Source organism: Streptomyces yangpuensis, assembly GCF_001005295.1.
Taxonomy (GTDB): domain Bacteria; phylum Actinomycetota; class Actinomycetes; order Streptomycetales; family Streptomycetaceae; genus Streptomyces; species Streptomyces yangpuensis.
Window position 1 is genome coordinate 566,469 of the sequence record NZ_LBMK01000002.1, and the last position, 12,107, is coordinate 578,575.

Below are 12,107 nucleotides of genomic sequence, written 5' to 3' on the forward strand. Positions count from 1 at the left end.
CGTGCCCCGCGAAAGCGTCCTGGTGGGGAGGTCCGGCCGGGGCCCGGCGGAGCACGGGGAGCGGTCGCGGGCCGCGACACACGGGCGGGTACGCTGCCTGCTGCCCGCAGACGAACGACGAGAGGCACCTGCCCGTGACCGCCTACTTCCCCGCCGCGCGGCTGCGCCGGGCCGCCTTCATCGGTGTGCTGTGCGCGGGTCTCGCCGTGACCGGTACGGGTTGCGGGGACGACCCGGACGAGGGCACGAACGGCGTCGGCAAGCTCTCCGCCGAAAAGATCGAGGCGAAGGCGAAGGCGGCCGCGACCGAGGCCGACTCGGTGCACCTGTCCGGCACGCTGGTGAGCGGCGGCAAGGCCTTCACCGTCGACATGCGGCTCAAGTCGGACGGCGGCTCCGGCGAGGTGAAGTCGAAGGAGGACACCTTCCAGCTGCTGCGCGTGGGCGAGCAGCTCTACCTGAAGGCCAGCGCGGCCTTCTGGGGCCAGACCGACTCGGCCGGCAAGCTCGGCGACAAGTACGTGAAGGTGCCCGAGGGCGACCCCTCCTACAAGCAGTTCCGCGGCTTCACCGACATGGACGTCCTGCTGGACGGGCTGCTCGGTCTGGAGGGCAAGCTCGCCAAGGGCTCCTACACCAAGGTCGGGCACACCCGCGCCGTCCAGGTCACGGCCGACGAGGGCAAGGGCGGCAAGCTCTCGGTGTCCCTGGAGGGGACCCCGTACCCGCTGCTCATGGAGCGCGCCGGCGGGGCGGGCCGGGTGGAACTCGCCGAGTGGGGCAAACCGTTCCAGCTCGATCCGCCCGCGCAGGACCAGACGGTCGACTACGGCAGCCAGCTGCCGACGACCAAGGGGGAGGGTGGCGAGCCCGCCCCGGCCCCCTCGAAGGGCTCGGGCCAGGGCGCGAACCCCACCAAGCCGTAGGCCCTGCCGGCCCGCGGGGGCGTCAGCCCCGGGCGGTCTTCTTCCGCTTCAGCAGGAGCTTCGGCAGGGCTGCCGGGACCGGGCGGCGGGTCGTCGCCGGGGAGCCCAGCGGGGCCGCGGCCAGCGAGCCGTCCGGCAGCTCGGCCCGTACCGACTCCGGCTCCAGCCGCAGCAGCCGGCACTCCCGCGCCCATCGCTCGGTCATCTCCTCGGAGTCCGGCGCGTTCAGCCGCTTGCCCTTGAGCTCGGCGACGGCCGCCTGCCACTCCTCGCCGCGGGGCGCCAGCTCGCGTACGGTCGCCGTCCAGGCCACCAGCCGGCCGCCCTTGTCCTTGCTCCGCACCGTCACCTCGGCGCCCGCGCCGTCCACCAGCCCCGGGAACGGCTGCTCGCCGGGCCCGTCGCCCAGTACGTGGGCCGCGCCGTCCACCCAGGCGTGCCACAGGGCGCGGTCGGCCCCGGCGCCGCGGACCCAGATCAGGCCGGACTTCTTGGTGGCCTCCTCGACGAGGGCCAGGTCGAGCGTGCTGAGAGTCATGGGCACAGGGTAGGGGGTGCCCCCGCGCCCCCTACAGCCAGCCGTGGCGGCGCAGCGCCCGGTGGATGGTGAAGCACGCACCGAAGATCGTCCCCATCACCATCGGGTAGCCGTACTCCCACCGGAGCTCGGGCATGTGGTCGAAGTTCATCCCGTACACCCCGCAGATCATCGTCGGCACGGCGATGATGGCCGCCCAGGAGGTGATCTTGCGCATGTCCTCGTTCTGCGCGACCGTCGCCTGCGCGAGGTTGGCCTGCAGGATGGAATTCAGGAGCTCGTCGAAGCCCACCACCTGCTCGTGCACCCGCGCGAGGTGGTCGGCGACGTCCCGGAAGTACTTCTGGATGTCCGGGTCCACCAGCCGCATCGGCCGCTCGCTCAGCAGCTCCATCGGCCGCAGCAGCGGCGACACCGCCCGCTTGAACTCCAGCACCTCGCGCTTGAGCTGGTAGATCCGGCCCGCGTCGCCGCCGCGCGCACGGCCCTTGGCGGGCGCTGCGAAGACATCGCTCTCCACCTCGTCGATGTCGTCCTGCATCGCCGCCGCGACCGCGATGTAGCCGTCGACGACGTGGTCGGCGATGGAGTGCAGAACGGCCGAGGGGCCCTTCGACAGCAGTTCGGGGTCGTCCTGGAGACGGTGGCGCAGGCCCTTGAGGGAGCCCTGCCCGCCGTGCCGGACGGTGATGACGAAGTCGGGGCCGGTGAAACACATCACCTCGCCCGTCTCCACCACCTCGCTGGTGGCGGTCAGTTCGGCGTGCTCCACGTAGTGGATCGTCTTGAAGACGGTGAAGAGGGTGTCGTCGTACCGCTCCAGCTTCGGCCGCTGGTGCGCGTGCACCGCGTCCTCCACGGCCAGCGGGTGCAGTCCGAAGGTCGCGGCGATCCCCGCGAACTCGGCCTCCGTCGGCTCGTGCAGGCCGATCCAGGCGAAGCCGCCGTCCTCGCGGACCCGGCGGATCGCCTCACGGGGCGTCAGGCACGCGGGCCCCAGCACCCGTCGGCCGTCGCGGTACACGGCGCAGTCGACCACCGCGCTGCTCGCCGACGGGTCGCGGGTCGCGTCGTAGCCGGGCTGTACGGGAGTGGACTTGCGCAGGGACGGGCGGACGGCCGCACGCAGGTAGGGCAGCATCGACATGGCAGGCTCCTTCGCACGCACGGCTGCGGACCGCACGGGTGGGAGACCCTCCGGCACCGCAGGCGGGCAGGCCCGGGCAGGCGGGAGGGAACAGGACGGGAGGACAACGTTCTGCCGTCGCTCTTCTACTGATCAGAAGATCACAGGGGGCGGGAAACGCCCGCCGGAGAAGCGGAAGAGCGATTGGTACTGCACGATCGACTTCGGTCCACCGCAGCCCCACCTCCTCCGGCCGGTCCCCCGTAGGGGACGTCCTGTCTCCGGGGCCTTGAAACAACGCTTCTGCGTGCGGCCCCGAACAGCTGTCAACACTATCAGCCGACGGATGGTCAAGACCCGCCCTTTACCCGGCTGATACGAGTTCTATGCTCGTTTCATGGCAGAAATTCTGGCCCTCGTCGAGGCCCGGCTGCGCACCGCGTTCGGTGAACCCGACGCCCGCGCCGCCGTCACCTTCCTGGGCACCGACCGCATCGAGGTACTCCGTTTCGCCGAGGGCGACCTCGTGCGGTACGCGACCCTCGGCATGTCCGCGAACCCGATGACCGATCCGACCGCCGTGCTCGCCGACCCCGTACGGGGCCCGCGCGCCGAACTGCTGCTGACCGTACGGGCAGGGCTGGCGGACACCGACAAACTGCTCAGGCCGCTCGCGGTGCTGGCAGCCTCCCCGCAGGTGGAGGGGCTGGTCGTGGCCCCCGGGGCCTCGCTCGACGTGGGCGAGCCGCTGTGGGAGGGGGCGCCGTTCAGCTCCGTCCTCGTGGCGGAACCGGGCGGCCTGGTCGAGGACCTGGAGCTCGACGAGCCCATGGAGGCGGTGCGGTTCCTGCCGCTGCTGCCGATGACGGCGAACGAAGCGGCCTGGAAGCGGGTCCACGGCGCGGCCGCCCTCCAGGAGCGCTGGCTCGCGCGCGGAACGGACCTGCGGGACCCTCTGCGCAGCGCCGTCGCACTGGACTGACAGCCCGGACGGGTGACCATGCCTTGACGGGCGGCCGGGCGGGGAGGAGCGTGGCTACCTATGAGGGGTGAACCAACTTGCCCGAAGTGCGGTGGCCGGGTCAGGGCGCCCGGACTCTTCTCCGACTCCTGGCAGTGCGCGGTGCACGGCGCTGTCCACCCCCTGCAACCCGTGATCCCGCCGAGCGTGGAGGGTCTGGGCGTGGTCGTGCACCGGGCGCGGGTGCCGGTGTGGATGCCGTGGCCGCTGCCGCTCGGATGGCTGTTCACCGGGGTGGCGTCCGCCGGTGACGACCGCAGCGGGGGCCGGGCGACGGTGGTCGCCTGCTCGGGTCCCGGACCGGTGGGAGGCATGGGGGAGCTGCTGCTGATCGCGGAGGAGCTGGGCGTCGGCCTGGGCGCCCGGTATGCGGGCATCGACGGCGTGGACCCCGGCCGGTCCATCAACATGGACGGGCCGCCGCACACCAAGGTGGTCGCGGCGGGCCGGCCGACACCGCTGTGGAACGTCGGCGGCGGTCCGGACGACCGGGCCGTCTTCGCCGGCGAGGCGCGCGGCCTGTGGCTGTGGGCGATCGTCTGGCCGCAGCAGTCCGGCCTCCTGCTGTACGACGAGCTGGTCCTGACCGACCTGCGCGAGGGGGGTGCCGAGGTCGAACTCCTGCCCTGCGGGGCGCTGAGCCCGCGCATCCTGGGTCCCGTCTAGATCACCGCGGCCGTCCGCAGGGAGATCCTTCCGGCGAAAGCGGACCTTCCGCCCGGTTATCCTGAGGTGTCCCCCCGTCCGTACGACCCATGGAGTTCGGCTGTGCGCATCGACCTGCACGCCCACTCCACGGCATCCGACGGTACGGACACCCCCGCCGAGCTGGTGCGCAACGCCGCCGGCGCCGGGCTGGACGTGGTCGCGCTGACCGACCACGACACCGTGGGCGGGTACGGGGAGGCCCTCGCGGCGCTGCCCGCCGGACTGACGCTGGTGACCGGCGCCGAGCTGTCCTGCCGGCTCGACGGGACCGGCGTGCACATGCTCGCCTACCTCTTCGACCCCGAGGAGCCCGAGCTCGCCCGCGAGCGGGAACTCGTCCGGGACGACCGGGTCCCGCGGGCCCGGACCATGGTCGCAAAGCTGCGTGACCTCGGCGTGGACGTCACCTGGGAGCAGGTGGCGCGGATCGCGGGGGACGGTTCGGTCGGGCGGCCGCACATCGCCACCGCCCTGGTCGAGCTGGGCGTCGTGGCCACCGTCTCGGACGCCTTCACGCCGGACTGGCTCGCCGACGGCGGCCGCGCGTACGCCGAGAAGCACGAGCTCGACCCCTTCGACGCCGTACGCCTGGTCAGGGCGGCCGGCGGCGTCACCGTCCTCGCGCACCCCGCCGCGGTCAAGCGCGGCCGGTGCGTGCCGGAGTCCGCGATAGCCGAGCTGGCGGCCGCGGGCCTGGACGGCATCGAGGTGGACCACATGGACCACGACGCCGGCACCCGCGCGCGCCTGCGCGGTCTGGCGGCGGAGCTCGGGCTGCTCACCACCGGCTCCAGCGACTACCACGGCAGCCGCAAGACCTGCCGTCTGGGCGAGTACACGACCGACCCCGAGGTCTACGGCGAGATCACGCGCCGCGCGACCGGGGCCTTCCCGGTGCCCGGCGCCGGCGGACGCGAGCGCTGACCGGCCACTTCGCGGCCCGCTCGACCCGTCCCACACTTCTTCTTCGCGACACCCCTCTCTCCTGCAAGGCATCACTGTGTTCGACTTCGCCGTCTTCGGATCCCTTTTTCTCACCCTTTTTGTGATTATGGACCCGCCCGGTATCACGCCGATCTTCCTGGCGCTGACCTCCGGCCGTCCCGTCAAGGTGCAGCGCCGCATGGCCTGGCAGGCCGTCTGCGTGGCCTTCGGCGTCATCGCGGTCTTCGGTCTCTGCGGTCAGCAGATCCTCGACTACCTGCACGTCTCCGTCCCGGCGCTGATGATCGCCGGTGGTCTGCTGCTCCTGCTGATCGCGCTCGACCTGCTCACCGGCAAGACCGACGAGCCCAAGCAGACCAAGGACGTGAATGTAGCCCTGGTGCCGCTCGGCATGCCGCTGCTCGCCGGGCCCGGTGCGATCGTCTCCGTCATCCTGGCCGTCCAGAAGGCCGACGGGGCGGCCGCCCAGGTCTCCGTCTGGGCCGCGATCATCGCCATGCACGCCGTGCTGTGGATCACCATGCGCTACTCGCTGGTGATCATCCGGGTCATCAAGGACGGCGGCGTCGTCCTCGTCACCCGGCTCGCCGGCATGATGCTGTCGGCGATCGCCGTCCAGCAGATCATCAACGGCGTGCTTCAGGTGGTCCAGGGAGCCTGACGGCCCGGGACCCCGCGTACGCGAACGCCCCCGCACCGGTCCCGGTGCGGGGGCGTGGACGTTTCGCGCGGAGCGTCAGGAGGACGCACTCTCGGCCGGTCGGATCAGGATGCGCTGGCCGACCGACGCGGCGTGCTGCACGATCCGGTTGACGGAGGCCGCGTCCACGACGGTGCTGTCCACGGCGGTCCCGTCGACGTCGTCCAGGCGCAGAATCTCGAAGCGCACGGGCTTCTCCCTTCGTCAGTGTTCTCCTTGCACAGGGTCAACGAAGTGTAAGCCGCAATCATTCCCTACGCTAAGGAAATTTTTTCACTGGCTAACTACGCACCGGTGGTGGAGTCCCAGAAGGAGGCCAGCGCCGCGGCCGTGGTCGCCGGGTCCTCGGCGTTCGGGGAGTGCTCGGTCCCCGGGACGATCACCCTCCGCGCGTCCAGCCGCAGGGCCATCGCGTCCATCAGCGGGACCGGCCAGGCGTAGTCCACGGCCCCCGACAGCACCAGCTTCGGCAGCGCCACCCGGGCCAGCTCGTCCACCCGGTCGGGCTCGCAGATCAGCGCCCGGCCCGTGACGATCAGCTGCTCCGGGACGGTGGCCAGCCACCGCTCGCGCAGGAAGTGCGTCAGCTCGGGGGAGTCCTGGGTCGCGTCCTGCGCGTCGTGCGCCCGCATCGCCGCCCAGATGCCCGGCATGTCGTCGCCCATCGCCTCCAGCGCGGCGACCAGCAGCTTCGTGCGCGCCTGCTGCTCCTCGGCGATCGCCGCCGGGCCGCTGCTCAGCAGGGTGAGCGAGGCGAAGGGCGAGGCGTCGCGCAGCACGGCGGCGCGCGAGACCAGCCCGCCGAGTGAGTGGCCGACCAGGTGCACGCGGTCCGGGCCCAGGGCGCGGGCCTGCGCGAGGACGTCGCGGGCCAGTTCCTCCAGGCCGTACGCCGCCTCCTCGCGCGGGCCGGGCGTCTCGTACTGGCCGCGTCCGTCGACGGCGACCACCCGGTAGCCGGCCGCGGCCAGCGGCTCCAGCAGCGCGATGAAGTCCTCCTTGCTGCCCGTGAAGCCGGGGACCAGCAGGGCGGTGCCGCGGACCGGCTCGCCGGCCTCGTGCACGGCGAAGGAACCACGGTCGGTGGACAGGTGGTACGCACGGGCGGCGGACGGCAGCGTGAGGCGCGGGGGCTTGCTCATGCCCCGAGGTTACCGGCCCGTAGCTTCCGGCGTGGCCCGGGTACGCCGACGGCCCCGGCCCCCTCGGAAGGGGGACGGGGCCGTCGGGCGTACTGCCGGGTCCTACGCCTCGGGCGCGGCCGCAGCCTTGCGCGTACGGGTCCGCTTCGGCTTCGCGGGGGCCTCCTCGGCCACCGCGACCGTCTCGGCGGCGACCGGCGCGGCCGCGGCCTTGCGGGTACGGGTCCGCTTCGGCTTCGCCGGAGCCTCCTCCGCCACCACGACGGCCTCCGCGGCGACCGGAGCGGCCTCCGCGACCTTGCGGGTACGGGTGCGCTTCGGCTTGGCCGGAGTCTCCTCGGCCACGGCCGCCGCCGGGGCCTCGGCGACCGGGGTCACCGGAGCGGCCGCGGCCTTGCGGGTGCGCCGCGCCCTGACCGGCTCGACCGGCGGAGCCATCTGGAAGTCGGGCTCGGGCGCCGTCTCCACGATCCGGCGCGGGCGCCGCGGCCGGACGGGCGCCGGCTCGACGAGCGGGGCCATCTGGAAGTCCGGCTCCGGGGCACTCTGCACGGCCTTGCGGACGCGGGCGCGCCGCGGCTTGGCCGGGGCCTCCTCGGCGACCGTGGCCGCCGCCGGAGCGGCCACCGCGGGAGCCTCGACCACGGGGGCCACAGGGGCCACAGGGGCCACGGGAGCCTCGGCCGTCACGGCCGGGGCGGACTGCACCGGCACCGCACCCACCCGGGTCCGGCGGCGGCGCGGCCTGCGCGGCTCGTCACCGGCCGGAGCCTGCGGGGCCTCGGCCTCGGCCACGGGGGAGACCACGGCCTGCTCGGCGGCGACCTCGGACCCGCCCCGCGTACGGCGGCGCTGGCGCGGCGTACGGGTACGGGCCGGACGCTCCTCCGTCGCGGCGGCCTGCGCGGAGCGGCCGCCACGGCCACCGCGGCCGCCGGTCTCGCCCAGGTCCTCCAGGTCCTCGGCCTTCAGGCCGGCCCGCGTGCGCTCCGCGCGCGGCAGGATGCCCTTGGTGCCGGCCGGGATGTTCAGCTGCTCGAACAGGTGCGGCGACGTGGAGTACGTCTCGACCGGCTCGTGGAAGTCCAGCTCCAGCGCCTTGTTGATCAGCTGCCAGCGCGGGATGTCGTCCCAGTCGACCAGGGTGACGGCGATGCCCTTGTTGCCCGCGCGGCCGGTACGGCCCACACGGTGCAGGAAGGTCTTCTCGTCCTCCGGAGTCTGGTAGTTGATGACGTGGGTCACACCCTCGACGTCGATGCCGCGCGCGGCGACGTCGGTGCACACCAGCACGTCGACCTTGCCGTTGCGGAACGCGCGCAGGGCCTGCTCGCGGGCGCCCTGGCCCAGGTCGCCGTGGACGGCGCCGGACGCGAAGCCGCGCCGCTCCAGCTGCTCGGCGATGTCGGCCGCCGTGCGCTTGGTACGGCAGAAGATCATGGCCAGGCCACGGCCCTCGGCCTGCAGGATGCGGGAGACCAGCTCCGGCTTGTCCATGTTGTGCGCACGGAAGACGTGCTGCGTGATGTTGGCGACGGTCGCGCCCTCGCCGTCCTCGGAGACGGCGCGGATGTGCGTCGGCTGCGTCATGTACCGGCGGGCCAGGCCGATGACCGCGCCCGGCATGGTCGCCGAGAACAGCATCGTCTGACGCTTCGCGGGCAGGTAGGCCATGATCTTCTCGACGTCGGGCAGGAAGCCCAGGTCGAGCATCTCGTCGGCCTCGTCCAGGACGAGCGCCCGGACGCGCGACAGGTCGAGCTTGCGCTGGCCGGCCAGGTCGAGCAGGCGGCCCGGGGTGCCGACGATCACGTCGACGCCCTTGTTCAGGGCCTCGACCTGCGGCTCGTAGGCGCGGCCGCCGTATATGGCCAGGACGCGGACGTTGCGGACCTTGCCGGCGGTGAGCAGGTCGTTGGTCACCTGGGTGCACAGCTCGCGGGTCGGAACCACCACGAGGGCCTGCGGGGCGTCGGTCAGCTGGTCGGGCGTGGCCCGGCCGGCCTCGACGTCCGCGGGGACGACGACCCGCTCCAGCAGCGGAAGCCCAAAACCGAGCGTCTTGCCGGTTCCGGTCTTGGCCTGGCCGATGACGTCCGTGCCGGAAAGGGCGACGGGGAGGGTCATCTCCTGGATCGGGAAGGGGGACACAATGCCGACGGCTTCAAGGGCTTCGGCCGTCTCGGGAAAGATCCCGAGGTCTCGGAACGTAGTCAGGGTGCTGCCTCTTCTGTGAGACGCGGCGCGAGGCGGCGAGGGGGGTCCTACCGTGCTGTGCTTGCAGTACTGCCACGTACGAAGCTGCGCGGGACCACTGGCCTTCGCTCAAGCGCTCTGCCGCTGAGGGGGCCCCTCGTGGGAGGCGGTATGCATGTGCGTACGCACCACACCGAGGGCGGTCGGTTGGAGCCGATCGGGCCACCGACCGGGCATCCTCATTCGGATGGCCCGCCGAGTATTCGGCAGGCGCATTACCACTGTACCTCGGAATCGCGCAGGTGTGTCGGGTGAATTCACCGGGCCGGTGGGTTTAGGTGGACAGGCTGTGAGTAGACGTGGTGACTTGAGACGCCTTTCGGCGGGCTATTGTGCGGAGCATGCCGACCGTAGAAAACGCCTCGCCCGCCGACGACAGCAACCCCGCCGAGGCCACGGGGATCGCCTCGCAGGACTGGGCGACCGCCTCTGCCTCGCCGCAGTACCGGGCCGCCGTCGTGGACCTGCTCGGCGCGCTCGCGTACGGGGAGCTCGCGGCCTTCGAGCGCCTCGCGGAGGACGCGAAGCTCGCGCCCACCCTGGACGACAAGGCCGAGCTCGCCGCGATGGCCTCCGCCGAATTCCACCACTTCGAGCGGCTCCGCGACCGCCTCGCGAAGATCGAGGCCGAGCCCACCGCGGCCATGCAGCCCTTCGCCCAGGGCGTCGACGACTTCCATCGCCAGACCGCCCCGTCGGACTGGCTGGAGGGTCTGGTCAAGGCGTACGTCGGCGACTCCATCGCCAGTGACTTCTACCGCGAGGTCGCCTCCCACCTGGACACCGACACCCGCGCGCTGGTCCTCGGCGTGCTCGACGACACCGGCCACGGCAACTTCGCCGTCGAGAAGGTGCGCGCCGCGATCGAGGCCGACCCGCGCTGCGGCGGCCGGCTCGCCCTGTGGGCCCGCCGCCTGATGGGCGAGGCCCTCTCGCAGGCCCAGCGGGTGGTCGCCGAGCGCGATGCGCTCTCGACCATGCTGGTCGGCGGCGTCGACGGGATGGCGGCGGGCTTCGACCTCGCGGCCGTCGGTGAGATGTTCACCCGGATCACCAAGGCCCACACCAAGCGGATGGCTGCCCTCGGCCTCGCCGCCTGACCGGACGGTCCCGTACGCCGTCGGCCCCGGCGCGCTATGTGCGCGCCGGGGCCGACGTACGTGGTCACCGGGGAGGGAGCGGGCTCATGGTGTCCCGCCCTCAGGGGTCATCCTCGCGACGGGAGTGAAAACGGAGTCCTGTGGGGGCGCCTGCGGGACGCGTGGGCCGGACGGAGCAGCAGGGACAGCACCACGGCCGACACCAGCACCGCCCCGACGAACGAAGCCATCAGGGTGTACTGCCCCGGGCCGAGCGCGAAGTGGGTGAGATACGCCCCGAACAGCGCCCCCAGCACTCCGCTGACCAGCACCACCCTCCGGGAGGGGAGTCGGGGCGCGAGAGCCCGGACGGCTGCGGCGGACAGGGCGAGGCCCAACAGCGCGGAGCCGAGCACTTCCATCAGCAGCATCGGGTCTCTCCCATACGTCAGGGCAAACCGGGTCACTGCGGTCCTACCCGAAGCGGAAGAAAGAGAAACGGCCCGGTGGAATCAACCACCGGGCCGTTTCGGACAGTTCTCAAGAACGTGTCAGAGCTTCTCAGAGCGCTCCGAAACCGACCTTGCGTGCGGTCGGCTCACCCAGGTCGACGTACGACAGGCGGTCGGACGGCACCAGGACCTTGCGGCCCTTGCTGTCGGTGAGGCTCAGCAGCGGCTCGTTGCCGGACAGCGCGGCGCTGACGATGCTCTCCAGCTCCTCGGCGCTCAGGTCGCTCTCCAGCACGATCTCCCGGGGTGCGTGCTGCACGCCGATCTTGACCTCCACGGCTTTGTCCCTCCGACGATCCGGTTCGCGCGATCAGCCGCGCCGTACGCGGTCCACATTAGCCCGGAGAGGGGATGCGGACCGCGCAGAGCGGACACGCTGGCAGCGAACACCGGAGGTGGCGCCCCCGGGACCCGGAGGTGGCGCCCCCGGGAGGGCTCAGGACTCCGCGCCGGACTCCGTGCCGTGCAGCGGGAAGCCGGCGATGCCGCGCCAGGCGAGCGAGGTCAGCAGACCGACCGCCGTCTCGCGGGCGACCGGGCTCTCGCTGGAGAGCCAGTAGCGGGCCACGACCTGCGAGACCCCGCCCAGGCCCACGGCCAGCAGCATCGACTCGTCCTTGGACAGGCCGGTGTCCTCGGCGATGACGTCGGAGATGGCCTCCGCGCACTGCAGCGAGACGCGGTCGACACGCTCGCGCACCGCCGGCTCGTTCGTCAGGTCGGACTCGAAGACCAGCCGGAAGGCGCCGCCCTCGTCCTCCACGTACGCGAAGTAGGCGTCCATCGTGGCGGCCACGCGCAGCTTGTTGTCGGTCGTCGACGCGAGCGCCGTGCGCACGGCCAGCAGCAGCGCCTCGCAGTGCTGGTCCAGCAGGGCCAGGTACAGGTCGAGCTTGCCGGGGAAGTGCTGGTACAGCACCGGCTTGCTGACCCCGGCGCGCTCGGCGATGTCGTCCATCGCGGCCGCGTGGTAACCCTGGGCGACGAAGACCTCCTGGGCCGCGCCCAGCAGCTGATTGCGCCGGGCCCGGCGCGGCAGTCGCGTGCCCCGCGGACGCGCTGCCTCGGTCTGCTCGATGGCTGTCACGCCGCCTCCCACTTTCTCTCGGAACACAGGCGCTCTGCGCCGCGCCGCCATCGTACTTTTCGGTAAC

14 protein-coding genes are annotated in these 12,107 nt (G+C 72.3%); 6 read left to right on the forward strand and 8 right to left on the reverse strand.

The window, feature by feature from the left end; genetic code table 11:
• Positions 1-134 precede the first annotated feature (134 nt).
• Entirely contained in the window at positions 135-926 is a 792-nt protein-coding gene (locus tag AAT21_RS07945; RefSeq protein ID WP_046776030.1) for a hypothetical protein, read from the forward strand.
• Between the two features lie 22 nt (positions 927-948).
• Here the strand turns inward: AAT21_RS07945 and AAT21_RS07950 are convergent, their stop codons facing one another.
• Together AAT21_RS07950 and AAT21_RS07955 are read right to left on the reverse strand one after the other, a co-directional pair.
• Positions 949-1,464, reverse strand: a complete 516-nt coding sequence (locus AAT21_RS07950; protein ID WP_046776031.1) for a hypothetical protein — start codon at positions 1,462-1,464, stop codon at positions 949-951.
• Positions 1,465-1,495: 31 nt separating this feature from the next.
• Positions 1,496-2,611 carry a magnesium and cobalt transport protein CorA gene (locus AAT21_RS07955; protein ID WP_046776032.1) on the reverse strand — a complete coding sequence of 372 codons (1,116 nt, stop codon included), beginning with the start codon at positions 2,609-2,611 and terminating at the stop codon, positions 1,496-1,498.
• A 376-nt stretch (positions 2,612-2,987) separates the two neighbouring features.
• On the opposite strand from AAT21_RS07955, the gene AAT21_RS07960 reads away from it, so the two are divergent.
• From AAT21_RS07960 to AAT21_RS07975, 4 genes are all read left to right on the forward strand, one after another.
• Positions 2,988-3,572, forward strand: a complete 585-nt coding sequence (locus AAT21_RS07960; protein ID WP_046776033.1) for a suppressor of fused domain protein — start codon at positions 2,988-2,990, stop codon at positions 3,570-3,572.
• Between the two features lie 60 nt (positions 3,573-3,632).
• The gene (locus tag AAT21_RS07965) at positions 3,633-4,277 is read left to right on the forward strand and encodes a DUF6758 family protein (RefSeq protein ID WP_046776034.1); all 645 of its coding nucleotides are present in this window, start codon (positions 3,633-3,635) and stop codon (positions 4,275-4,277) included.
• A 102-nt stretch (positions 4,278-4,379) separates the two neighbouring features.
• Complete coding sequence (locus AAT21_RS07970; RefSeq protein ID WP_046776035.1) at positions 4,380-5,243, forward strand: PHP domain-containing protein; 864 nt, start codon at positions 4,380-4,382, stop codon at positions 5,241-5,243.
• A gap of 76 nt (positions 5,244-5,319) precedes the next feature.
• Positions 5,320-5,925 carry a MarC family protein gene (locus AAT21_RS07975; RefSeq protein WP_030962530.1) on the forward strand — a complete coding sequence of 202 codons (606 nt, stop codon included), beginning with the start codon at positions 5,320-5,322 and terminating at the stop codon, positions 5,923-5,925.
• A 75-nt stretch (positions 5,926-6,000) separates the two neighbouring features.
• On the opposite strand, the gene AAT21_RS37945 is transcribed toward AAT21_RS07975, so the two are convergent.
• From AAT21_RS37945 to AAT21_RS07985, 3 genes are all read right to left on the reverse strand, one after another.
• Positions 6,001-6,153, reverse strand: coding sequence for a hypothetical protein (locus tag AAT21_RS37945; protein ID WP_167350565.1), 153 nt, complete (start codon positions 6,151-6,153; stop codon positions 6,001-6,003).
• 95 nt (positions 6,154-6,248) lie between these two features.
• The gene (locus AAT21_RS07980) at positions 6,249-7,106 is read right to left on the reverse strand and encodes an alpha/beta fold hydrolase (RefSeq protein WP_046776036.1); all 858 of its coding nucleotides are present in this window, start codon (positions 7,104-7,106) and stop codon (positions 6,249-6,251) included.
• A 102-nt stretch (positions 7,107-7,208) separates the two neighbouring features.
• Positions 7,209-9,233, reverse strand: a complete 2,025-nt coding sequence (locus AAT21_RS07985) for a DEAD/DEAH box helicase (RefSeq protein WP_052757815.1) — start codon at positions 9,231-9,233, stop codon at positions 7,209-7,211.
• 470 nt (positions 9,234-9,703) lie between these two features.
• Between AAT21_RS07985 and AAT21_RS07990 the strand changes: the two genes are divergently transcribed.
• Positions 9,704-10,462, forward strand: coding sequence for a ferritin-like fold-containing protein (locus tag AAT21_RS07990; protein ID WP_046776038.1), 759 nt, complete (start codon positions 9,704-9,706; stop codon positions 10,460-10,462).
• Positions 10,463-10,569: 107 nt separating this feature from the next.
• Here the strand turns inward: AAT21_RS07990 and AAT21_RS07995 are convergent, their stop codons facing one another.
• From AAT21_RS07995 to AAT21_RS08005, 3 genes are all read right to left on the reverse strand, one after another.
• Positions 10,570-10,872 carry a hypothetical protein gene (locus AAT21_RS07995; protein WP_200904352.1) on the reverse strand — a complete coding sequence of 101 codons (303 nt, stop codon included), beginning with the start codon at positions 10,870-10,872 and terminating at the stop codon, positions 10,570-10,572.
• Between the two features lie 130 nt (positions 10,873-11,002).
• Positions 11,003-11,230: a DUF3107 domain-containing protein gene (locus AAT21_RS08000; RefSeq protein ID WP_030029459.1), complete on the reverse strand. Its 228-nt coding sequence runs from the start codon at positions 11,228-11,230 to the stop codon at positions 11,003-11,005.
• A gap of 159 nt (positions 11,231-11,389) precedes the next feature.
• Positions 11,390-12,040, reverse strand: coding sequence for a TetR/AcrR family transcriptional regulator (locus AAT21_RS08005; RefSeq protein WP_046776039.1), 651 nt, complete (start codon positions 12,038-12,040; stop codon positions 11,390-11,392).
• Positions 12,041-12,107 lie beyond the last annotated feature (67 nt).